The 23,964-nt window shown below is 41.5% G+C and carries 25 protein-coding genes; 18 read left to right on the top strand and 7 right to left on the bottom strand.

All coding sequences use genetic code 11. The annotated features are described in order from the left end of the window. The first annotated feature begins 59 nt into the window (after positions 1-59). Both pglS and ERX37_RS09495 read left to right on the top strand, forming a co-directional pair. On the top strand, positions 60-1,094 hold the full coding sequence (gene pglS / locus ERX37_RS09500) for a 6-phosphogluconolactonase (RefSeq protein WP_133430438.1): 1,035 nt from the start codon (positions 60-62) through the stop codon (positions 1,092-1,094). Beyond that, positions 1,091-1,861: a carbon-nitrogen family hydrolase gene (locus ERX37_RS09495; RefSeq protein WP_133430437.1), complete on the top strand. Its 771-nt coding sequence runs from the start codon at positions 1,091-1,093 to the stop codon at positions 1,859-1,861. The genes pglS and ERX37_RS09495 overlap by 4 nt, the downstream gene beginning before the upstream one ends. A gap of 54 nt (positions 1,862-1,915) precedes the next feature. Here the strand turns inward: ERX37_RS09495 and ERX37_RS09490 are convergent, their stop codons facing one another. Then, positions 1,916-3,262, bottom strand: coding sequence for an aldehyde dehydrogenase (locus ERX37_RS09490; protein WP_133430436.1), 1,347 nt, complete (start codon positions 3,260-3,262; stop codon positions 1,916-1,918). 110 nt (positions 3,263-3,372) lie between these two features. On the opposite strand from ERX37_RS09490, the gene ERX37_RS09485 reads away from it, so the two are divergent. From ERX37_RS09485 to ERX37_RS09475, 3 genes are read left to right on the top strand one after another with little or no spacing between them, the layout of a single operon-like run. Continuing rightward, a complete protein-coding gene (locus ERX37_RS09485; protein WP_133430435.1) occupies positions 3,373-4,323 on the top strand; it encodes a Gfo/Idh/MocA family protein in 951 nt (316 codons plus the stop codon). A 10-nt stretch (positions 4,324-4,333) separates the two neighbouring features. Then, the gene (locus tag ERX37_RS09480) at positions 4,334-4,675 is read left to right on the top strand and encodes a DMT family transporter (RefSeq protein WP_279523289.1); all 342 of its coding nucleotides are present in this window, start codon (positions 4,334-4,336) and stop codon (positions 4,673-4,675) included. Further along, positions 4,672-4,983: a DMT family transporter gene (locus tag ERX37_RS09475; RefSeq protein WP_133430434.1), complete on the top strand. Its 312-nt coding sequence runs from the start codon at positions 4,672-4,674 to the stop codon at positions 4,981-4,983. Before ERX37_RS09480 ends, ERX37_RS09475 begins: the two co-directional genes overlap by 4 nt. 37 nt (positions 4,984-5,020) lie before the next feature. On the opposite strand, the gene ERX37_RS09470 is transcribed toward ERX37_RS09475, so the two are convergent. Genes ERX37_RS09470 through ERX37_RS09460 form a run of 3 tightly spaced genes read right to left on the bottom strand, consistent with a single transcriptional unit; the run spans position 5,021 to position 6,805 of the window. Then, positions 5,021-5,278: a GNAT family N-acetyltransferase gene (locus ERX37_RS09470; RefSeq protein ID WP_133430433.1), complete on the bottom strand. Its 258-nt coding sequence runs from the start codon at positions 5,276-5,278 to the stop codon at positions 5,021-5,023. 11 nt (positions 5,279-5,289) lie between these two features. Further along, entirely contained in the window at positions 5,290-6,207 is a 918-nt protein-coding gene (locus ERX37_RS09465; protein WP_133430432.1) for a manganese-dependent inorganic pyrophosphatase, read from the bottom strand. Positions 6,208-6,244: 37 nt separating this feature from the next. Continuing rightward, positions 6,245-6,805, bottom strand: coding sequence for a cysteine hydrolase family protein (locus tag ERX37_RS09460; protein WP_133430431.1), 561 nt, complete (start codon positions 6,803-6,805; stop codon positions 6,245-6,247). Positions 6,806-6,864: 59 nt separating this feature from the next. Here ERX37_RS09460 and ERX37_RS09455 point away from each other — a divergent pair, with 59 nt between their 5' ends. Beyond that, entirely contained in the window at positions 6,865-7,968 is a 1,104-nt protein-coding gene (locus ERX37_RS09455) for a glycosyl hydrolase family 28-related protein (RefSeq protein ID WP_133430430.1), read from the top strand. A gap of 54 nt (positions 7,969-8,022) precedes the next feature. Here ERX37_RS09455 and ERX37_RS09450 read toward each other — a convergent pair whose 3' ends face one another. Both ERX37_RS09450 and ERX37_RS09445 read right to left on the bottom strand, forming a co-directional pair. Next, on the bottom strand, positions 8,023-9,066 hold the full coding sequence (locus ERX37_RS09450; RefSeq protein ID WP_133430429.1) for a nitric oxide synthase oxygenase: 1,044 nt from the start codon (positions 9,064-9,066) through the stop codon (positions 8,023-8,025). After that, the gene (locus tag ERX37_RS09445; RefSeq protein ID WP_133430428.1) at positions 9,067-10,233 is read right to left on the bottom strand and encodes an MFS transporter; all 1,167 of its coding nucleotides are present in this window, start codon (positions 10,231-10,233) and stop codon (positions 9,067-9,069) included. Between the two features lie 108 nt (positions 10,234-10,341). On the opposite strand from ERX37_RS09445, the gene ERX37_RS09440 reads away from it, so the two are divergent. The 12 genes from ERX37_RS09440 to ERX37_RS09385 all read left to right on the top strand — a co-directional run bounded on the left by ERX37_RS09440 (position 10,342) and on the right by ERX37_RS09385 (position 22,379). Beyond that, positions 10,342-11,802, top strand: a complete 1,461-nt coding sequence (locus ERX37_RS09440; protein WP_133430427.1) for a nicotinate phosphoribosyltransferase — start codon at positions 10,342-10,344, stop codon at positions 11,800-11,802. Further along, positions 11,799-12,623 (top strand): ammonia-dependent NAD(+) synthetase, encoded by an 825-nt coding sequence (gene nadE, locus ERX37_RS09435; protein WP_133430426.1) that lies wholly within the window; start codon positions 11,799-11,801, stop codon positions 12,621-12,623. The genes ERX37_RS09440 and nadE overlap by 4 nt, the downstream gene beginning before the upstream one ends. A gap of 76 nt (positions 12,624-12,699) precedes the next feature. Further along, positions 12,700-13,239, top strand: a complete 540-nt coding sequence (locus ERX37_RS09430; RefSeq protein ID WP_133430496.1) for a DUF2179 domain-containing protein — start codon at positions 12,700-12,702, stop codon at positions 13,237-13,239. Next, on the top strand, positions 13,229-13,399 hold the full coding sequence (locus ERX37_RS09425) for an NETI motif-containing protein (RefSeq protein ID WP_133430425.1): 171 nt from the start codon (positions 13,229-13,231) through the stop codon (positions 13,397-13,399). The genes ERX37_RS09430 and ERX37_RS09425 overlap by 11 nt, the downstream gene beginning before the upstream one ends. Positions 13,400-13,534: 135 nt before the next feature. Further along, a complete protein-coding gene (gene purB / locus ERX37_RS09420; protein WP_133430424.1) occupies positions 13,535-14,830 on the top strand; it encodes an adenylosuccinate lyase in 1,296 nt (431 codons plus the stop codon). A gap of 123 nt (positions 14,831-14,953) precedes the next feature. Then, on the top strand, positions 14,954-15,190 hold the full coding sequence (locus tag ERX37_RS09415; RefSeq protein ID WP_133430423.1) for a hypothetical protein: 237 nt from the start codon (positions 14,954-14,956) through the stop codon (positions 15,188-15,190). 62 nt (positions 15,191-15,252) lie between these two features. Continuing rightward, positions 15,253-15,546, top strand: coding sequence for a YerC/YecD family TrpR-related protein (locus ERX37_RS09410; RefSeq protein WP_133430422.1), 294 nt, complete (start codon positions 15,253-15,255; stop codon positions 15,544-15,546). Between the two features lie 68 nt (positions 15,547-15,614). Then, positions 15,615-16,304, top strand: a complete 690-nt coding sequence (locus ERX37_RS09405; protein WP_133430421.1) for a M15 family metallopeptidase — start codon at positions 15,615-15,617, stop codon at positions 16,302-16,304. A gap of 73 nt (positions 16,305-16,377) precedes the next feature. Continuing rightward, on the top strand, positions 16,378-17,070 hold the full coding sequence (gene pcrB / locus ERX37_RS09400; RefSeq protein ID WP_133430420.1) for a heptaprenylglyceryl phosphate synthase: 693 nt from the start codon (positions 16,378-16,380) through the stop codon (positions 17,068-17,070). A gap of 5 nt (positions 17,071-17,075) precedes the next feature. Beyond that, positions 17,076-19,220, top strand: coding sequence for a DNA helicase PcrA (gene pcrA / locus ERX37_RS09395; protein WP_133430419.1), 2,145 nt, complete (start codon positions 17,076-17,078; stop codon positions 19,218-19,220). Positions 19,221-19,223: 3 nt separating this feature from the next. Continuing rightward, positions 19,224-21,212 carry an NAD-dependent DNA ligase LigA gene (gene ligA, locus ERX37_RS09390; RefSeq protein WP_133430418.1) on the top strand — a complete coding sequence of 663 codons (1,989 nt, stop codon included), beginning with the start codon at positions 19,224-19,226 and terminating at the stop codon, positions 21,210-21,212. Between the two features lie 9 nt (positions 21,213-21,221). After that, positions 21,222-22,379, top strand: a complete 1,158-nt coding sequence (locus ERX37_RS09385) for a CamS family sex pheromone protein (RefSeq protein WP_133430417.1) — start codon at positions 21,222-21,224, stop codon at positions 22,377-22,379. Positions 22,380-22,413: 34 nt separating this feature from the next. Here the strand turns inward: ERX37_RS09385 and putP are convergent, their stop codons facing one another. Then, entirely contained in the window at positions 22,414-23,949 is a 1,536-nt protein-coding gene (gene putP / locus ERX37_RS09380; protein ID WP_133430416.1) for a sodium/proline symporter PutP, read from the bottom strand. Positions 23,950-23,964: the final 15 nt, after the last annotated feature.

Genomic DNA, 23,964 nt, shown 5'->3' with positions numbered 1-23,964 from the left:
CATATGTTTTCTTACAGGGGGAATAGTCTGTTAAGATAAAAGAAAAAGGAGGCATTATGATGACACAAACTATAGGATACATTGGTTCTTATACAAAGAAAGACGGCAAAGGGATTTATCGTTTCGTTTTAGATGAAACAGTCAAACAGATTGTCAGAGTAGAAACAGGTTATGAAGTACCTGCATCTACTTACGTGGTGCAGCACGGTGCTTTCCTTTATGGTATTAAAAAAGAGAATGATCAGGCGGGGGTTGCAGCTTATAAAATTGGTGAAGAAGGTGCACTTGAACTCATCAATGACTGTCTGGAATCTGCTGAGTCAGGCTGTCACATATCAGTGAGCGCAGATGGCCGTTATCTCTTCGAAGCAGTCTATGGTGCTGCAGAGGCAAGACTCTATCGCCTGAATACTGAAACAGGTGCAATTGAAGAACTCATCAATGTCGTGGTACAGGAAGGCGCCGGTCCTAATGAAGACCGTCAGGATAAAGCACACACGCATTTTATTACACCGACACCAGACAATCAATACGCAGTCGCGGTAGACTTAGGAGCGGATGAAATCATCACGTTCAGTTACGGCGAGGAAGGTCTAAAACGTGAACAGACACTTGAAGTACCGGCAGGAACGGGACCAAGACATCTAGTCTTCAATCAGAATAGACGCTACGCCTATGTTTTAACGGAGCTGAGCAATGAAGTCTTTGTCTTGGAATATAATGACGGACACTTCAAGTTGATTGAACAGCATTTAGCTATCCCGGCAGACTTCACACATAATACACAAGGCGCCGCTATTCGAATGAGCCACGACAACAAATTCGTGTATGCATCTAATCGCGGTCATCAAAGTATCGCGGTATTTAAAGTTAAGGAAGATGGTGCATCGCTGTCACTTGTAGAGATTACAGATTGCGGTGGTGACTGGCCGCGTGATTTTAATATTTCAAATGATGATAAGTTTTTGGTCTGCGCACATGAAGTAAGCGGTAATCTTGTCTTATTTGAACGTGATATTGAAAGCGGCAAGCTGACGATGCTTGAAGACAGTAAGAAAGCAGCAGAAGGTGTCTGCGTTCAGTTTTTACAATGAGAATAGCACTGTATCAAATGGAAGTCGTTCCCGGTAATCCGCACCGTGCGATGGAAAAAATAGAAGCATGGATTAAAACATTGAGTCAGATTGACATAGTCGTATTGCCGGAGATGTGGAATACTTCTTATACATTGACGCGACTGCATGAGCTGACGGATGATGAAGGAGAACGTGAAATTCGTTTTCTGCAAAAGATGGCAAAACAGCATGCTCTTCACATCGTCGGCGGGTCAATTGCGGTTAAAAGTAACGGACAGCATTATAACAGAAGCATCATTATTGATCAGCAAGGTGAAATAATCTATCAATATGATAAAATTCATTTAGTACCTATGCTGAATGAACCTGACTACTTGGCAGCAGGTCATCAGTTCAGCACATTTGAACTGATGAATGAAAAGATGGGCATTATTATCTGCTATGATCTCAGGTTCCCTGAGCTCTCACGGCACTTAGCATTGGACGGTGCCGAGATTATTTATGTAGTCGCTGAATGGCCGATGGAGCGGATGGCTCATTTTATGGCGCTGCTAAAAGCCCGGGCGGTTGAGAACCAATGCTATATTGTAGCCTGTAACACGGTAGGTGAGTGTGAAGGTACTCAATTTGGTGGCGGATCGATGATCATTGACCCAGGTGGCGAAGTACTGGCACAGGCAGATGCGCATGAAGAAACTGTTATAGTCCAAGTAGATATCAAACAGTCTGAAGCGATTCGTCAGGCTATTCCAGTATTCAAGTCAAGACGAACAGATTTATACTAAATAGAATAAACCCACTCAGAACAATGTTTTAATCACATTGCTGAGTGGGTTTTATTATTTAAAAATTTGGCGGATATATTTGAATTTACCTTTATAAGGAGGGAACAACAGACCTGTTTCAAGCTTAGTGCCTTTTGACATATAAGCTTTTTGATGACTGAAGAGGTCGAATGAATATTTCCCGTGGTAGTGACCAATACCGGACGCACCGACACCGCCAAAGGGCAGATAAGGATTTGAAACGTGCATCAAAGTATCATTGATGCAACCGCCACCGAATGAAAGTCGTTTAAATACTGTTTTGACGAAGTCTTCATCTTCACTGAAGATATATAAAGCGAGCGGTTTTGAATAAGATTTAACAATATCAAAGATTTCATCGCGGTCATCGAATGTCATAAGTGGCAGCAAGGGCCCGAAGATTTCTTCTTCCATCAGTGCATCGTCGAGCTGTACATGATCAATCACAGTCGGAGCCATATAACGTGAAGCTCTATCTGCTTCTCCACCAATCACGATATTATCTGCTGCATGCTGGCGTAATTGATCCAGACGATCAAAGTGACGTTCGTTGACGATACGACCATAGTCTTCTGATTTCTGAGGGTTTTTACCATAGAAATCTCTAATCGTCGTGCGCATCGCTTCAATAAATGAGTCCTTTACTTTGCGGTCGATAAGAATATAGTCAGGTGACACACATGTCTGACCAGCATTCATAAACTTACCAAATGCAATCCGTTCGGCAGCTACTTTAATATTTGCAGTTTTATCAATGATAGTTGGACTTTTACCACCTAGTTCAAGCGCAACCGGAATTAAGTTTTTGCTGGCCGCCTCATAGACAATCTGTCCGACTTTTGTGCTGCCTGTAAAAAAGATAAAATCAAATTTCAGCTTCAGCAGTGCATCGGTCACTTCTTTCTCACCTTGAAAGACTTGAACATAATTTGAATCGAATGTAGCAGTGATAATTTCTTCGATGACCTGACTCGTCGCAGGTGTCTGTTCAGAAGGCTTGATCACTGCACAGTTACCCGCAGCAAGTGCGCCAACTAAAGGTTCCATAACTAATTGAAATGGGTAATTGAAAGGTCCGATAATCAGAACTGTACCAAGGGGTTCCCGCATCACATAACTTTTACCTGGAAATTGAAGAAGAGGGGTATTTATAGATTCGACCTTGCTGTAATTCTTCATTTCTTTGATGAACATAGAGATAGATTTTAAGATAATACCGATTTCTGACGCATAACCCTCGACTTTACTTTTGCCGAGATCATGTGCAAGAGCCGCTAAAATATCTTTTTCACGTGCTTTAATTTCTTTGCGTAAAGCTTTAAGTTGTTTTTTTCTATATTTTAAATCTTTTGTTGCATCCGTATTAAAAAATTGATTCATGTGCTCTAATTCAGCTTGATACAATTCCCTCACCTCTGTCTGTCGTTTGTATTTAGTGTACAATACATCGTGACATGTTAAAATCAATTGAACTTATATGAGGTGATAAAATGAAATTTGGAATAGTAGGGACAAACTGGATTACTGAACGTCTGATAACAGCAGGACAGACAATAGAAGATTTTGAAGTGACAGCTGTATATTCGCGGACAATTGAACGCGCACATTGCTTTGGTGATAAATATGATATCCCGCATCGATTCTCGGACTGGCAGACATTTCTTTCTAGTGATACATTTGATGCACTTTATATTGCGACACCGAATTTATATCATGCTCAGCAGTCACTGGATGCACTGAACGCAGGCAAACATGTGCTCTGTGAGAAGCCACTTACATTAAGCGCTGAGCAAGGTCGGGCGATGTTTGACTGTGCCCGCAAAAATGGTGTGGTGCTGATGGAAGCAATGAAATCGACAGAAGCAGCAGCATTTAAAGTGCTGGAAGACTGGGTGCAGGATATCGGACCGATTAGAAGAGTTAATTTTCATTACAATCAGTATTCATCACGTTATGACAAATTGAAGGAAGGGATTATCGAGAATGCCTTCAAGCCGGAGCTAGGTAACGGTGCTCTTACAGATATTGGTGTCTATACCATTGCACCGCTTGTCAGATTATTCGGTCGTCCGCAGCATATTATGGCAGATAGTTATTTACTATCGACAGGCGCTGATGGACAAGGTACGGTCATGGCACGTTATAAGGAAATGACAGCTGTTTTAAGTTTCTCGAAAATCATCGACAGTCATCTGCCATCAGAAATCATCGGTGAAACAGGGATTATTACAATCGATCAAATATCAGCCCCTGCAGCTATTGAAAAACAGAATCGGCAAGGTGAAGTGATTGAGCGATTTAGCCATGATGCATTACCCATGTCTTATGAAGTAGCGGCGTTTATAGAGAATTGTAAAAAAGGTGCATGGCCGACTGCAAATGAAGAGATGAGTCTCAATACACTCGAAGTAATGGAAGCGATCAAGCAGCAGACACAATAGGAGGGTTAAGTTGAATATTAATAAAGCATGGACGCTGCTCATTATAGGCGGCTTACTTGAAGTCGGATGGGCAGTCGGTCTGAAGTATGCCCATGGTTTTACTGATTTAAAATGGACTATTATCACACTTGTTATCATGATTTTTTCATTCTATTGTTTTGGTTACAGTTTATCAAAGCTTGAGATAGGCACAGCTTATGCTATTTATACAGGCATCGGTGCAGTAGGAACTGTATTATATGGCGTCTTTTTCCTGGATGAAGGCCTGTCACTGCCGAGACTTCTTTTTCTAGCATTACTTATTGGTTCGATTTTAGGATTGAAACTGATTGAAGGAGAGGAAGAGGCATGAGCTGGCTTATATTGATTCTCGCAGGCGTTATGGAGATTTTAATGGTAACTGCTTTGAAGAAAGCCGATAGCTTTGCCAATAAGAAGTGGACAGTCATCTGGTTTATCTTCAGTTTGCTCAGTCTGTTTTTATTGTCAGTTGCCATCAAGACGATTCCTCTAGGCACTGCCTACGGGGTCTGGACAGGTATTGGTGCAATGGGCAGTGTAGTAGTGGGTATGATTTTTTATCATGAGAAAGTCAGCCTGCTGAAGATTATTTTCGTAACTTGCATCATTGTTTCAATTGTAGGACTTAAAATGGTATGAAAAAAACCGGTATTCGTGACGAATACCGGTTTTTATGTTATTTCAGTACATCATGTGTTGAAGCATCTCGTTCCATTACGACACGCGCATATGAACAGGCAGGAACAATCACAAGATTATTTTCACGAGCATAGTCAACAACTTTGTCAACGAGCTGTTTTGCAATACCTTGACCGCGGAGTGACGGATCAACGAATGTGTGATTGATAACGATTGTATCTGTGTCTTGCGTGTAGAATGTGATTTCAGCCTTATCGTCTATATAAAATCGATTACCTGATTGCTGGATTTCCATTATAAAACCTCCTAAGATAATACGTCAGTAAGTTGTGGAACCACTTGTTTTTTACGAGAAACGATACCTTTTAATAGTGCTGTATTTTTATCCAATGATACATTAAATGCTTTATTGACAGCTTCCTGTTCCTGACCCAGTGCAAGAATTTTAGAATCTGAATTGATAATGTCAGTGACAACTAGAACAAATAAATCATAACCATTTTGTGCAGTCTCAGCATTGATGGCATTCTCAAGTTCTTCCTGACGCGCAAATACTTCATCAATATCAACTGTATTAACTTGTGCGACACGAACTTCTCTGTCACCCATTGAGAATGATTTTGCATCGATATTAAGTAAATCTTCAGCTGATTTATCCGCAGTAGAAGCACCGGCCTTAAGCATTTCAAGACCATACGTCTCTTTGTTGATACATGCAATTTTTTCAAGCTCTTCGGCAGCTTTCACATCTTCTTCTGTACAAGTAGGTGATTTAAAAAGTAATGTGTCAGAAATAATGGCAGATAGCATTAAACCAGCGATTTCAGGTTTTACTTCAATGCCATTCTCTTTATACATTTTATTGAGAATAGTTGCTGTACAGCCGACAGGTTCAGCACGATAGTAGAGAGGTGCTGATGTCTCAAAGTTTGAGATACGGTGATGATCCACTACCATCAGGATATTTGCATTTTCAATACCTTCTGCTGACTGCTGAAACTCGTTGTGATCGACGAGAATAACATCATCGCCGTCTACTTTGTCGATAACGCGAGGTGCAGTTACTTTGAACTGGTCAAGAGCATACTGTGTCTCAGCGCTAATTTCCCCCAGTCGTACTGCTTCTGTTTCTTTACCTGCAGCATTCTGCAGATCAGCCATTACGAGTGATGAAGTGATAGTATCCGTATCAGGATTCTGGTGTCCAAAAGTTAAAATTGTCATGGGTTCTACTCCTTTAATGTGAATATCTTTTATTTTATCATGACTGGCCCGTAATCGTCATGCCGAGTGAATGCTCGAAGTGAGAAAGTGCAAATTGATGTCCTTCCTGACTGAATGACTGAACCGCATCTTTATCAACCAGCATCGTATAGCCGAGATTATAACCATCAACAGCAGTATGAAGTACACATATATCAGTGCAGACACCTGTTAGTTCAATTATTTTAATCTGCCGCTCTGTTAAGTATTGATGTAACGGCGTACCTGCGAATGAACTGTAACGTCTTTTATCCAGTGCAATGACAAGAGGGTTGTCCTTATGCTGCTCATATACTTCTTTAACGGCACCATATAATTCACGCCCAGCGGAACCTCTAATATTATGAGGCGGAAATAACTTAGATTCTGGATGAGACATATCATTTACATCGTGCAGATCCATCATAATAAAGATTGGATTGCCTTCAGTGATATAAGTTTCAAATTTGTGAGCGATGGCTTGCTGAATGGCTTGACCCGGCTTACCACAAGTCAGCTTGCCATCGTCCGCCACGAAATCATAAGAATAATCGATAATAATCAATGCTTTGTCCATCATGATCCTCCTCAATGGGGTATAGTTATTAAAAATAATAAACGATAATAAGGATGAAGAAAATGAAAAAAATAACAGTAACAGAATACGGAGCAAAAGGGCGCCATCTGATCTGCGACACAATCGGCTTTCAGCGTGCACTGAATCAAGCTAAGAAGCAGCCGGTAGAAATCTATGTGCCGGTCGGCACATATTATATCGTTAAGGAACTGGTGATCTATCATCACACTACCCTGATTCTTCATAAAGATGCAGTGATCAGAAGAATAAGCAATGGTGCATTGCTGAAAAATGGTGAAAAGCCAGGCTATAAAGGCTATGAAGGTAATGGGCATATCAAAATAAAAGGCGGTACATTTGATCAGTTCGGTCATGTACTGAACTTCAATAATACAATCATGTCGCTGGGCCATGCTCGTGAAATTAAAATAGAAGATGTCACATTCAAGAATGTAGTAGGCGGTCACGCGATAGATGCGTGCGGACTGGATGGTTTTCACGTGAAAAACTGTCACTTCCTTGGTTTTAGAGATGATTCAGGTAAACGCCAATTCAGCGAAGCGATTCAGATTGATCTGCAACTGAAAGATTCTTTTCCGAAATTCGGTTATTACGACGGCACACCGACAAAAAATGTCATCATTGAAGGATGCTATTTCGGTAATTCAGGTGAGTCGATGATGCAGCCATGGAACCGTGCAATCGGTTCACATGCCAGTCAGTATGATATTTACTATGAAAATATTTTTATTGAGAATAATACATTTGAAGGAATGGGCGACTATGCAGTCACTTTATTAAAATCAAAAACTGTTCATGTCACAGGCAACAAGTTTTACAACTGTGCTGGTGGTGTCCGTTATTTAGCTGTTAATAAAGGTAAATACTCGACAACTATTGAAGGAGAGGAAAAAGGAGTTCAGGCCGGGGAAGAGGTTATTATCAGCCGCAATGAATTTCAATCTATTAAAAATGAAGAAGTTATTTTAATTAAAAGCTATAAAGGCGTAAAAAATTCAGATATTTATATTTATGATAATACGTTCAGTGAAAATGAGAACTGCGTTATAAAGTTAAAAGAGGCAAAGGATGTCTATTGTCATAACAACCATCACCTGAACGCCCTTAAAGATGAACACGTTGAAGGCTTATACAGCGACCTTTAAACAAGGAAAGAACGTTGAATGTGAGCATTCAACGTTCTTTTTGGTTGCTGATATTTAATTCGTACGCTGTCCTGAAAAAGGACAGCCTTTTTTTCGGTAATAGAAATTAGGATCATGGTAAGTATTATCATACCCTTTATGAAAATTATGAACGAGAGACGGTGAAATAGGTGGGATCAACCACGTCCAGTCGCCCGTTACTTTGCGTCCTGACTGCAGCTCCTGCTGTTCGAATTTCTCGAACTGTTTGCTTGCAGTGTAATGGTCTACGATAGCGACACCCTGCGATTTATAGGAATGATAGACTGCATAATTCAATTCGACAAGCGTCTTGTCACGCCAGTAAGTAGCTGTTTTTGAGCGGTCGAAGTGGAAGCTGTCAGCTATTTCTTCGATCAGGTTATAGCGATAGCAGTCGAGTAAGTTTCTTGAAGCAATCTCCGACTCCATGTACCAGCCGTTGAACGGCGCACATGGATAAGTGATGCCTCCTATCCTGAGTTCCATACCTGAAATAAACGGCACAGCATACCATGAGAGATTCAGTTTGCTGAAGTCAGGGTAGTCAGGATGGATGAGCGGCACTTCAAGCACAATATTATCAGGGAGAGAAAAACGATGCATCTCGCCTTTATGTCTGTATACGATAGGAAGAAAACGATTCTCAATTTTGGGGACTAACTGTCTGATAGGCTCTGCTAATGGGTCGCTTGCATATCGGATGAGCTGATCGTTCAAAATGATGAAAGGCACTTCATGTGCTGTCGCTTGAGGGAATATAGTAATAGTCGGCCTGATTTTCCCGCTATTTGTTGCTTCAACGATATGAGAGGTGACAGCTTCTTCGAAGCTGACACAATCGCTGATATCTCGCTTATCAATGACCTTCAGTTTATCCCAGAATAAGCGTCCGATACAGCGGTTACTATTACGCCAAGCAACACGAGTACCATACTCGAGTTCTTCAGCTGTATGGTGGTAGGATCCGGTTTTCTTTATCTCCTCTTTTATAGCGAGCAGCCTCTGCTCAGTTACTGCTTGTTCAAATTCAAGTTCATCATGCATTTGTCTGATGAATATTTCAGCTTTGTCATACATTTAATCACTCCTTAATTGACGGTTAGTCATAATAAAGACGAGCGTTGCAATACTTGTCACAAGAATAAGGGAACTGATAGCAATAAAAAATAATTGATTATTTGAGGACTCGATCGTTGCACCCCCGATGATAGGACCTGCTATACTGCCGATACTGAAAACCATGCCGCACATTAAATTACCGGCGGGCAGTAAGTGCTTCGGTGTCAGCTCAGTCATATAAGTTACTCCGAGAGAGTAGAGTGAACCGACAAAAATACCTGCTATGAAAAAAACAGCTATCATGACATATCGATAGGCGATGAAAAAATCTCCCATCAGGAACACGGTTGCGCCGATGAGTGTGAGCACAAGCAATAAATGACTGCGGTTGCCTCGGTCTGAAAGACTTCCGATAGGCACCTGGAAAAGAATAGTGCCTAAACTGAAGGACGGCAATATCCAGGTGATATCATGAAGCGTTAAATCGTGTTTCAAGGCGAACACCGGGAAGTTGCTGTTGATTGAACTCTCAATCACACCAAATACCATCGGAAATAAAAAGGCGATCCATGACGTCTTGATGACCCGGCGGAAGTTAATGAACGTAGAGGACAATGAAACTGGATGGGTGTCCTGAACTGGCATACTGTTCTTCAGTGTGAAGACGAGAGTGAATGCAATAAGCGACATCACTGCACTGACAACAAACGGCAATGCTTCATGGATATTGACGAGTGGTACGAGTAGTGGCCCTAACATAAAGCCTAACGAAAAACTAAGACCATAATAAGCGAGGGCGCGACCCAGTTGAGACCGTGGAGTAACTTGTGTCAGCCACGACTGAGTAGCGAAATGGAGCATATTATCACCGATACCAACAAGTAACCTCAGAATAAACCAGAGGGTCATTGTTTTCAGCATAGGAAATAATAGAAATGAGAGGGTAACAATTGCACCTCCTGTAATAATCAGTGGTTTGAAACCCCATTTTCTCAGTAATCCCTCAAGAAAGAGCGATGTCAGAAAGACACCGATATACAGTGAAGTAGCGTGAAGTCCATTGATGAAGCTCGGTACGTCATCTCGCTCAAATATGAAGGATATCAGTGGCAGCAGCATCCCTTGTGAAAAGCCGGAAATAGATACAACGGCAGATAAAATTAAGACAAATTGTTTATTTTTCATAAGCTGACCTCATTTAGTAGTTAATTAAATTGTAGCATTATTGCTCTATTTCAGGGTATGTTAATATTGAATAGATGATTACCATTACACGGAAAATGAGGGATATGCATGTTCAGGAAAAATGATGACAGCTTCATGCTGCATACTGATTTATATCAGATCAATATGGGCGAAACTTACTGGTTTGATGGGATTCATGAAAATACTGCTGTTTTTGATGTCTATTTCAGAAGTATGCCATTTGATAGTGGCTATGCAGTATTTGCAGGTCTGGAGAGAATCATTGATTATGTAAAAAAATTCAGATTCACTGATACAGATATCGAATATTTACGTGAACAAGGTTACCAGGAAGATTATCTGGAATATTTAAAGAATCTCAAATTTACTGGAAATATTGTATCGATGGAGGAAGGTGAAATCTGTTTCAATAATGAGCCGCTTCTTAGAATTGAGGCACCACTTATCCAAGCTCAGTTGCTCGAAACGGCTATCTTGAATATCGTCAATTTCCAGACATTGATTGCGACTAAGGCAAGCCGTATCAGAAATATTGCTCCAGCTGAAATTTTTATGGAGTTCGGTACACGTCGTGCACAGGAGATGGATGCTGCCATCTGGGGTGCTCGTGCTGCTTATATCTCAGGATTTGATTCAACGAGTAATGTCCGTGCCGGTAAATTATTCGGTATACCGATATCTGGGACACATGCGCATGCAATGGTACAGGCATACGACGATGAATACACGGCCTTCAAAAAATATGCAGAGCGTCATAAAAATTGTGTTTTCTTAGTTGATACATTCCATACACTTAAAAGCGGTGTGCCCAATGCGATACGTGTGGCGAAGGAACTGGGAGACAAAATTAACTTTATTGGGATTCGTCTCGACTCAGGCGACTTAAGCTATCTCTCTAAGGAAGCTCGCAAAATGCTGGATGCGGCCGGCTTTACAGAAGCGAAAATTTTTGCGTCAAATGATCTGGATGAAGCCACTATTATTAATTTAAAGCAGCAGGGATGTAAAGTGACTGCCTGGGGCATCGGTACAAAATTAATCACGGCTTATGATCAGCCTGCCTTAGGAGCAGTTTATAAATTAACAGCAATCGAAGATGATAACGGTGTCCTTCAGGATCGTATCAAAATTTCTAATAATGCTGAAAAAGTCACAACGCCTGGTAAAAAAGATTTATATAGAATTATCAACAATAAGACAGGGAAATCTGAAGGGGACTATATTACACTCGCATATGAAAATCCACAGGATGAGCCAGTCTTAAGGATGTTCCATCCGATTTACACTTATAGACAAAAATGGCTTAAAGATTTTACTGCGAAGCAACTGCTTCAGCCCATTTTTGATAAAGGTCAATATGTTTATAACCAGCCTACGCTGGATGAGATCAGAGCATTTCATTTAGATAATCTTGACCTGATGTGGGAAGAAACGAAACGTTATATGAACCCTGAAGAGTATCCGGTTGATTTAAGTACAGCTTGCTGGGAAAATAAAAATAATAAAATTCATGAAGTAGCAGACAGAATAAAGGAGTGGGAACAATGAACTTACAAGCGCGTATTATTCAGGAATTAAATGCCAGACCATCTATTGATGTTAAACAGGAGACACGGGCCATTGTTGATTTTATGAAAGATTATCTGAAAAGTTATCCTTTTTTAAAGTCGATGACACTCGGCATTTCCGGTGGACAGGACTCGACATTAGCAGGAAAGCTTGCTCAGATGGCAGTAGATGAACTGAATGCTGAAGGGGGGAACTATGAGTTTATCGCTATTCGTCTGCCGTATGGTATTCAGAAAGATGAGCAGGATTGTCAGGATGCACTGGATTTTATTAATGCTTCCAGAGAATTGACTGTTAATATTAAACCAAGTGTTGAAGCGAGTCTTCAGGCGCTGAAAGAGGAAGGTATTATTCTGACTGACTTTCAAAAAGGGAATGAAAAAGCACGTGAACGTATGAAAGTCCAGTACTCAGTAGCGGCAGCAAACAGCGGTATTGTTCTGGGTACGGATCATGCAGCTGAAAGTATTACCGGCTTTTACACGAAGTACGGTGACGGAGGAGCTGACATTCTGCCCCTTGCTGGTTTAAATAAGCGTCAGGGCAGAGAGATTCTGAAAGCATTAGGCTGCCCGGAGCATCTGTATAATAAAAAACCGACAGCTGACTTAGAAGAAGATAAGCCACAGCTGCCAGATGAAGTAGCGTTAGGGGTTACATATGATGCTATTGATGATTATCTTGAAGGTAAGGCGGTCAGTGAGCACGATAAAGAAGTGATTGAAGGACATTTTCTGAAGACACAGCATAAACGTATGATGCCGCTTAACCGTTATAATCTGAATGAACTGATTCGCTAGTCTTGTGCAACCTCTTAATGTCTGATAGAATGCCTATGAATTAGGAGGTGCGCCATTGATAGATAATCCTTGGATTATGGTTGCGGTTATATTTTTTATTAATATTATTTATGTTACTTGTCTGACAATGAGAATGATTCTGACACTCAAGGGCTACCGTTACTTTGCAGCTGGTGTGTCAGTTGTTGAAGTACTGGTCTATGTAGTAGGTCTTGGACTTGTGATGAACAGTCTGGATAATATCTGGAATGTACTTGCTTACGCATTCGGTTTCGGTGCGGGTATTATAGTAGGTATGAAGCTGGAAGAAAAAATTGCACTTGGTTACATTGTAGTCAATGTGACAACAGCGGAATATGAACTGGACATTCCTCACACACTTCGTGATCTAGGTTATGGTGTCACACACTATGCTGCACATGGACGCGATGGTCATCGTATGATTATGCAGATTCTGACACCCCGTAAGTATGAGATTAAACTGACTGAAACGATTAGGCAGCTGGATCCAAAAGCATTTATTATTGCTTACGAACCGAAAAATATTCATGGTGGCTTCTGGGTTAAAGGTGTGCGCAGTAAGAAACTGAGAGCGTATGATACCGATGAAATTTGAAGTCGCTGAGAATGAAACAATTGCAGAATGTCTGGAACGGATGCGGAAAGAAGGCTTCACACCGGTTAAAAGAATGGAAAAACCTATTTTCCACGAAACAGAAGCAGGCATTGAAGTGCTCCGTCAGCAAATTGTCTTTGTAGGGAAGAAAATCGAATAAATAGCCTGTCTGTTTAACAGACAGGCTATTTATTTAGGTTTTTTCCGTACATTTAATAATTATAAATATTTAATGTACGCCTATAGAAACGTTTGCTATAATAGAAGTGAAATCTAATCAGATAGGAGAATACGGATGATAGAACGTTACTCAAGAAAAGAAATGGCTGATATCTGGAGCGAGCAGAATCGTTTTGAAGCATGGCTTGAAGTTGAAATCTTAGCATGTGAGGCTTGGAGTAAACTTGGGATCATTCCTGAGGAAGATGTAAAATTAATTCGTCAGAACGCAAAAGTAGACGTTGAACGTGCAAAAGAAATTGAGATGGAAACACGTCACGATGTCGTTGCATTTACAAGACAAGTCAGTGAAACACTTGGCGAAGAACGTAAATGGGTACACTATGGTTTAACAAGTACAGATGTGGTAGATACAGCTTTAAGTTTTGTTATTAAGCAGGCTAATGAAATTATCGAAAAAGATCTTGAACATTTTATCGAAGTATTAAGAGAAAAAGCATTAAAATATAAAAATACATTAATGATGGGACGTACGCACGGTGTGCATGCTGAGCCGACAACATTCGGTCTCAAAATGGCATTATGGTATATGGAGATGCAGCGTAACCTGAAGCGTTTCAAAGAAGTACGTGCTGAAATCGAAGTCGGTAAGATGAGTGGTGCAGTCGGTACATTTGCTAATATCCCACCTGAAATCGAAGCGCATGTCTGTAAAGAACTCGGTATCGGTTTCGCTGAGATCTCAACCCAGACCTTACAGCGTGACCGTCATGCCTACTACGTTGCAACACTTGCACTGATTGCGACATCACTTGAGAAGTTCGCAGTCGAAGTCCGTAACCTTCAGAAAACTGAAACACGTGAAGTCGAAGAAGCGTTCGCTAAAGGCCAGAAAGGATCATCTGCAATGCCGCATAAACGTAATCCAGTCGGCTCAGAAAATATTACAGGTATCGCGCGTGTAATCCGCGGCTACGTGACAACAGCTTATGAAAACGTACCATTATGGCATGAACGTGACATCTCACACTCATCAGCAGAACGTATCATGCTGCCGGATGTAACAATTGCACTTGATTATGCACTCAACCGTTTCTCTAATATCATCGAGAACTTAACGGTTTACGAGAACAATATGAAACGCAACATGGAGAAAACATTCGGTCTGACTTATTCACAGCGTGTCATGCTGACATTGATCGACAAAGGTATGGTGCGTGAGGAAGCGTATGACTTAGTACAGCCAAAAGCAATGGAATCATGGCAGACAGAAACACCATTCCGTGAACTTATCGAAAAAGAAGATAAGATCACTGCATTATTATCTCCAGAAGAACTGGACGAATGCTTCAACGAAAAACATCATTTAAATCAGGTGGATACACTCTTTAAACGCGCTGGATTGGAATAAACAGTTTCACAAGACTCTGCACGCAGGTGCAGTGTCTTTTTTTATAGGGAAATCTCCTCTATTTTTTAATTGCTTTTTAAGGTAAAATACATCTGATAGGATTATGGGAGTGAGGTGAATCAGATGAATCAAAAGACAGTTGAAGTCGTATTATCTACAATTGATAACGATAACAGCAGTGCGATCCGTGAACTGGATTTACAACGTGATGAGGTAGGAGATGCACTGTCTTATATAAAGCAGAACAAGTTAGCTGAGGATGTTCTGCTTAGAAAAAGTGAAGATAAGTATACGATGATGGATGTCAGCGGTGCTTATCTGACACCTAAAGGTAAAGAGAAACTATCATCAAATGAATAATACTGTACTTCATTCCATTAATGCGCTAAACTTGGACTATATTGGTCAAGGGGATGAACGGAATGCAGATTGAGAAATTAAGAGGTAAACGTCTCGATGATTTATTCGATGCAATACTTGCACTTGAAAGTCGTGAGGAATGTTACCAGTTTTTCGATGATTTATGTACAGTCAACGAACTGAATTCACTTTCACAACGTATGCAGGTGGCGATGATGATCAAGCAGGGTCATACGTACGCAACGATAGAAAAGGAATCAGGGGCATCGACGGCGACGATTTCACGTGTAAAGCGAACATTACAATGGGGAAATGATGCTTATACAATGGTGATGGAGCGGCTGGACGAAGAATAGGTAGAAAATGGTACTGAATTGATTCAGTACCATTTTTGTCTTATAATAGACTGGAAATGAGGGGTATTATGAAAAAATTGGTAATGATAGGTCTTGTATGCTTGACCTTATCTGGTTGTTCAGAACAAGTGCATGATGAGTCGTCTATCATCGAGAACATCAAACAAATCAATCCTCTCGGTAAATGGTCAGCACGTAAGGACAAATCTGTTGTTGATGGTGTGACTTATTACGGTGACACATTAATCGTCAATAAAAATATCCTGCTTCCTGCCGATTATGCACCGGGTGAAAATGCTGAGGCACGTACTGCACTTGAACGTCTGATGTCCGCGGGTTCAGCAGAAGGTCTCCATTATGCGATCAGGAGTGGTTACAGAAGTTATGCGGAACAGGATGCATTGTACCATAGCTACGTTGCCAGAGATGGCAAAGAAGCTGCGGATAAGTATAGTGCAGAGCCCGGACATTCCGAGCATCAGACTGGACTCGCTTTTGATCTCGGTAGTCGGGAATCAGTTAAAGATTTTACGATTTCTTTCGGCGACACCCCTGAAGGGAAATGGCTGCAGAATCATGCGCATCTCTACGGCTTCATTATCCGGTATCCGGAAGGCAAGACACGAGTGACAGGTTATCAATATGAACCTTGGCATATTCGCTATGTAGGCAAGAATCTGGCTCAGACACTCTACAAAAGTAAGTTGACATTAGAGGAATACTACGGCATTGTAAAACCAGCTGAAAGTCAGTCTTAACGACTGGCTTTTTTTCGTTATCATCACTCTAAAATGCTATAATTATAAATATGTCTTTTAAAGGAGTTTCTATATGTATGAGATAAATGACTGGCAGCATGCCTTTAAATTAGATCCTGCTAAATCAATTGATGATGATGCACTTCAGAAAATCTGCGAATCAGGGACTGATGCCATTATTGTAGGTGGAACAGACGATGTCACGATGGATAATGTGCTCGATCTTATGTCACGTATACGTCGTTATACTGTCCCATGTGCTCTTGAGATATCAAATCTTGAAAGTGTCATTCCAGGCTTCGATCGTTATCTGGTCCCAAGCGTACTGAATAGTCCGAATGTACAGTTTCATAATGGCTTATTGATTGAAGCACTGAAACAATATGGTCATATGCTTAATTTCGAGGAATTTACGATGGAGGGTTATATCGTACTGAACCCTGACAGTAAAGTAGCGAAATTGACGGCGGCTGATACGTCGCTCGACAGCGACTCTCTTTATGCATATGGTCAGATGGTCGAACATTTCTACCGCTATCCAGTCTGCTATATAGAATACAGCGGTACATACGGCGATGTCAGCAAAGTAGCTGAACTGAAGTCTGCGCTCCAGAACACGCGACTCGTTTATGGCGGCGGCATCGAAACACTGCAGCAGGCACAAGAGATGTTTCAGTATGCTGATACTATTGTAGTCGGGAACATTATTTACAGTGACTTAAAGCAAGCACTTGAAACGGTTAAAATCAAAGGAAAGAAAGGATAATTCCTGTGAATGAATTATTGAATAGAATGAACGACGAGCAGCGCGAAGCTGTTAAAGCAACTGAAGGTCCTCTTCTGATTATGGCGGGAGCAGGATCGGGTAAAACACGTGTTTTGACACATCGTATCGCTTATCTGATACAGGAAAAAAATGTGAATCCTTATAATATACTGGCGATTACGTTTACGAATAAAGCAGCGAAGGAAATGAAGGAACGTGTTCAGAATCTGATTGGCGAAGAAGCAGAAGCAGTCTGGATCTCAACCTTTCACTCAATGTGTGTCAGAATCTTAAGACGTGATATTGACCGCATCGGCATTGAGCGTAACTTCACAATTCTAGATCCGACTGATCAGCGTTCAGTCATGAAAGAAGTGCTGAAGCAGGAGAATATTGATCCGAAACGCTATGAACCGCGTTCACTCCTCGCACAGATATCCAATCTGAAGAATGAACTGAAGTCACCGGAAGATGCTGAAAATGAAGCGAATGACTTTATGTCACAAGTCGTTGCTAAGACGTATAAACGTTATCAGTCTATCCTGCTGAAAAACCATGCACTGGATTTCGACGATCTGATTATGACGACCATTAAGTTGTTTGAACGTGTACCAGAAGCACTCAGTTACTACCAGAATAAATTCCAGTATATCCATGTGGATGAATATCAGGATACAAACCGCGCGCAGTATCTGCTTGTTAAAATGCTGGCGGAGAAGTTCGAGAATATTTGTGTAGTAGGTGACTCCGATCAGTCTATCTATGGCTGGCGAGGAGCAGATATCTACAACATACTGAGTTTTGAAGAGGATTATGCCAATGCACGTACTATCTTCCTTGAACGTAATTATCGTTCTACTAAGAATATTCTGCATGCAGCGAATGAAGTCATCCGTAATAACTCAGAACGTAAACCGAAAGCATTGTGGACTGAGAGTGACGATGGCAGTAAAATTAAATATTTCAAAGCACAGAGCGAGCGTCATGAGGCAGAATACATCATCTCAGAAATTCAGAATAAACAGCGCGAGGGCTATCGTCTCGATGATATGGCCATCCTATACCGGACGAATGCGCAGTCGCGTGTATTAGAGGAAACATTACTGAAATCCAATATCAGCTATACAATGGTCGGCGGCACGAAGTTCTACGATCGTAAAGAAATCAAAGATATCCTCAGTTATTTACGACTGATTGCCAACAGTAATGAAGATATCAGCTTCACACGTGTCATCAATACGCCTAAACGCGGTGTCGGTCCCGGCGCGCTTGATAAGATTGCCGCCTATGCAACGATGAATGGAATCAGTTACTTCGATGCACTGGGTGAGGTAGATTTCATAGGACTGCCAAAGAAAACGACAGAAGCACTTGTTCAGTTTTACGATATGATGGACGGCTTCATGAAGCAGCAGGAATTCCTTTCAATCACAGAGCTGACAGAACAAATTATGGAGAAGACAGGCTATATGGATATGCTGAAGAGTGACCGCAGTCTTGAATCCCAGTCGCGTATTGAAAACTTAGAAGAGTTCTTAAGTGTACCTAAAGATTACGAGAAGAATACACCGATTGAAGAACAGTCACTCGTTAATTTTCTGACTGATTTATCTTTGGTCAGCGACGTTGATCATGCAGATCTTGAAGCAGGTATTACGCTTATGACCATCCATTCTGCGAAAGGGCTTGAGTTCAAAGTCGTCTTTATCGCAGGGCTCGAAGAATCTATCTTCCCTCATTCACGCAGCTTGTCAGAAGAGCGTGAGATGGAGGAGGAGCGTCGACTGATGTATGTGGCTATTACCCGGGCTGAAGAACATCTGCATATGACACATGCTGATTCAAGAACTCTATTTGGACGTAGTCAGTCCAACCGTCGTTCAAGATTTCTGGACGAAATACCGCAGGATTTACTTGAAGGTAAAGCGCCGGTTATCAAAAAACGTGGTTTCTCTCGTCGCACTACTACTCATCAGCCGGCACCAGGCCAATATAAAATTGGAGATAAAGTCATCCATAAATCATGGGGCGAGGGTCTGGTCAGCAATGTGACGGACAAAGGTGGATCACAGGAGCTTGATATCATATTCAAATCTGTTGGGATGAAGCGGCTGTTAAGCCAGTTTGCACCCATCGAGAAGAAGGAGTAGAAAATGCAGCAGCGAGTAGAAGAATTACACCGTTTATTACATCAGTATAACTATGAATATCATGTGCTTGACGCGCCATCTGTTCCCGACGGAGAATATGATAAGCTTCTGCACGAACTAATTGCAATCGAAGAAGAATATCCCGATCTTAAGACCGCAGATTCACCGACTGTCCGCGTCGGAGGAACCCCTCTCTCCTCATTTGAAAAAGTTCGGCACGATACGCCGATGCTAAGTCTGGGCAATGCTTTCAGTGAAGAAGATTTACGTGCATTTGACAAACGTGTGGTGGACAGTGTCGGACAGGTTGACTATATGGTTGAACTGAAAATAGACGGGCTTGCGGTGTCCCTGAAATATGAAGAAGGACGTCTTGTTCAGGGACTGACACGAGGCGATGGTACAACAGGTGAAAATATAACAGAAAATATTAAGACTATCTATGCCGTTCCGCTCGTAATCGGCGAATCTCTGACATTTGAAGTGCGCGGTGAAGCCTATATGCCGCGTAAGTCATTTATTCATTTGAATGAGGAAAAAGAAAAAAATGGTGAACCGTTAGCTGCTAACCCGAGAAATGCGGCAGCAGGCTCACTCAGACAGCTGGATTCGAAGCTGGCTGCTAAAAGAAAGCTCGACATCTTTTTATACAGTGTCAATGATTTACGTGAACTGAATGTTCAGTCGCAGAGCGCAGCACTGGATAAACTGGATGACATCGGTTTTAAGACGAACCATGAACGTCGATTATGCCGCGATATGGATGAAGTGCTTGCATACATTCAGCACTGGACTGAGGAACGGAATCATCTCAGTTATGATATTGATGGAATCGTCATTAAAGTCAACGACCTCGCTAAGCAGGAGGAACTTGGTTTTACAGCTAAATCTCCGCGCTGGGCTATCGCCTATAAGTTCCCGGCAGAAGAAGTGGTGACAAAACTGAAAGATATTGAAATATCAATCGGACGGACAGGAGCGGTTACACCGACCGCTATCTTAGAGCCTGTTAAAGTAGCAGGAACAACTGTTGGTCGTGCGTCACTTCATAATGAAGATTCAATCAGAGAGAAAGATATTCGTATTGGTGATGAGGTTGTCATCCGTAAAGCGGGTGATATTATACCAGAAGTAGTTCGCCCTGTACTGGATAGAAGACCAGATGGTGCAATGCCTTATCACATGCCGGAGACCTGTCCCGCATGTGGTCATCAACTGGTACGTATAGAAGGAGAAGTAGCACTGCGCTGCATCAATCCTGCATGTGATGCTAAGCTTGTGGAAGGTGTTATTCACTTCGTGTCGCGTCAGGCGATGAACATCGATGGATTAGGAGAGAAGATTGTAGAACAGCTCTTTCAGGCTGGCCTGATTCGGGATGTAGCAGATATCTATTACTTGAAGCGAGAAGATTTACTGCCGCTCGAACGCATGGCGGATAAGAAAGTGGATAAACTGCTGAGCGCGATAGAGGCATCAAAAGCTAATTCACTGGAGAGATTGCTTTTTGGACTTGGTATTCGTCATCTGGGTGCGAAAGCAAGTCGTATTATGGCAATGGAATATGGCACGATGGACCGTCTTGCCGCCGCGACTGAAGAAGAATTGACGCATATACACGAAATAGGTCATAAGATTGCACAATCGGTTGTCACTTATCTGAATAATGCAGATATTAAGGAACTTCTTCTGAAACTGCAGACAGCAGGTGTTAATATGAACTATACAGGCACAAAAGTCGAAGTAGTCAATGACACCGAATTCGCAGGAAAAACAATTGTACTGACAGGTAAACTCTCAATTATGACAAGAAATGAAGTGGCTGAGAAATTGACTTCTCTTGGTGCGAAGGTGACGAACAGTGTGACCAAAAAGACCGACCTTCTTATCGCAGGGGAAGAGGCCGGCAGTAAACTTGATAAAGCACAAAGCTTGAATATTGATATCTGGAATGAAGAACAGCTTATCAATAAACTACAGGAAATAGGTTAAGGTGAAACAATGAAAAAAGCATCAATCTTATTGTTATCGGCGTTACTATTAACAGGCTGTAATAACAGTGACACAAGTAAAAGCAGTGATGAAAAACAGATTTCCACAGATGCGCAGATCTCAAATGATTATTATCGTACGCTGCTCCCTTTTGAAGAAAGTCAGGCGAGAGGTCTGACAAGTACTAATATGGCGAGTACGTATAACGGAGAAGCATTTGAAGAGGGCCTGCTTAGAATCAGTAAACGTGTCTATTCACCGGATGATTATTTCTATCGTGATGGTCAGCTGCTGACAAAAGAAGCCGTAAAAAGTTATCTTGAACCGCAGTTCACTAAAAAAGAAATCGATGCAATGGATGAAGATACACGGATTGAACGCAATGCTTATGCGAACTTTGGACTTAATCCATCTCACAATGGGGAGACGGATCCTGTAAAAATTGCGCAGAATTCACCCGCTTATCTTTCTCATATACTAGAACAGGATTACTACACCGAGTCAGATGCAAAGGATCAGAAGCTTTCAGCCATGACCATCGGACTTGCCATGAATAGTGTCTATTACTATCAGAAGGAACAGTACGGTGAAGTATTCAGTGAAAATCTGGATCCGAAAGTCAGTGAGAAAAAAGGTAAAGAGATGGCAGATGAGATTCTTTCAAGGCTGAGAGTAAAGCCTGAACTAAAGAATATTCCGATTACAGTTGCATTGTTTATGCAGTCACCTGCTGAAAGTATTACGCCGGGTCATTTTGTTGCATATGGTACAAGTGATGAAGGAGACAGCATGAAGAAATGGCATGCAGTAAATGAAAAATATGTTCTTTTACCTTCAAATGAGGCGGAGAAAATCAATCAGAATCTGAATAACAATTTTAAGCAGTTCAATGAATCGCTCAGCAGTTACTTCCCGAATTACACGCAAGGTATTGGTACAGCATATGTTATGAATGATAAGGTTGAGACTCTGACGATCAATATTCCTTTTGACTATTATGGTAGAGCTGAAGTAGTGGGTATTACCCAGCATATAGCAGACCAATCTAAAAAATACTTTGACAGTGTTGATCGTTATGAAATTTCATTGACAGACAATAATAAGCCGCTCGCTTTGATTGCAAAAGGAGAAGACGGTGAGCAGAACATTCATATTTATCAGCAATAGAAAAATGCCTGTTTCCATGGAAACAGGCATTTTTCTAGTTTTTAACGATATAAACCATTTCATCGAATTCATCAAGTATACGACGGTCAGGTTTTTTAGTGATCATACTGATTAGTACAGTAGAGATGAGACTGATTAAGAAGCCAGGAATAATTTCATATAAATCAAAGATAGCGGCATGCTCTTCAGGTGCTTTCATGATGATCCAGAAGATAACAGTAATCGAACCTAAGATCATGCCTGTAATGGCCCCTTCTTTAGTGAGACCTTTCCAATATAAGGACAGCAGGACGAGCGGACCAAAGGCAGCGCCAAACCCTGCCCACGCATTGCCGACGAGATTTAAAATAGTATCATTCGGACTCCAGGCGATGGCGCCTGCTATTACGGCAACTAACAGGACGGATAAGCGGCCTACCAGCACAAATTCTTTTTCACGAGAAGTATCCTGAATATTAGTTTTACGCAACAGCATATAGAAATCCTGCGTTAAAGAACTGGAAGTGACAAGCAATTGTGAAGAGATGGTGCTCATAATCGCTGCCAAAATAGCTGCCAGGAAGAATCCGGCGATTAATGGATGGAATAAAATCTGACTCATCACAACGAAGATAGTTTCAGGGTTATCAAGTGGTTGCCCTGATTCATGTACGAAAGAAATGCCGACGAGACCTGTCATACAGGCACCAACCAGTGATACTGCCATCCATGAGATACCGATGCGGCGGGCAGCAGGCAGTAGTTTATGTGTTCTGATGGACATAAATCGTACAATGATATGAGGTTGACCGAAGTAACCAAGACCCCAGGCAAGTAGCGAAATGATACCAATTGTTGTAGTTCCTTTGAACCAGTCCAGATTTGTCGGTTGAAGTGATGCAACATCGTTCAGCGTATCGAGACCATTCAGTTTCAGCATCGCCACAATCGGTACTAAAACGAGTGCAATGAGCATGATAACACCTTGGAAAAAGTCAGTCAGTGATACAGCCAGATAACCACCGAATAAAGTATAGATGATGACGATACCAGCTGTTAAAATAAGTCCCAAGTGATAGTCGAGGCCGAATGCACTTTCAAATAACACACCGCCTGATACCATACCTGCTTGTGTATAGAGCGTAAAAAATACGATGATCACAAGACCAGAAATAATTTTAAGGACGCGTGTATGATCGCTCACACGTTTTTCAAAGAAATCAGGAATCGTGATTGCGTTGTCCGCGAGTTCTGTATAAACGCGTAGTCGAGACGCAACGAGAATATAGTTCAGCCAGGCTCCGACTGTTAAGCCGATAGCAATCCAGGTGGCAGATAGTCCGGTTGAATATACAGATCCAGGCAAGCCCATCAGCATCCAGCCGCTCATATCAGCTGCACCTGCAGACAGTGCTGTTACAAGTGGACCGAGGCTTCTACCGCCCAGCATATATTCATCCAGTGTACTCGTTGATTGTTTATAGGCGTAATAGCCGATACCAAGAAGAATTAGAAAATATACAGCAATCATGACGTAGGTCATCCAAGTCGCTTCAATTTTTACATTCTGAAATGTGTTTCCTAAAAGCATAAATTTACCTCCAAA

The organism is Macrococcus hajekii (genome assembly GCF_004359505.1).
GTDB lineage: Bacteria > Bacillota > Bacilli > Staphylococcales > Staphylococcaceae > Macrococcus > Macrococcus hajekii.
Note: the sequence above shows the minus strand (reverse complement) of the source record. Positions and strands in the feature narration are given on the sequence as shown.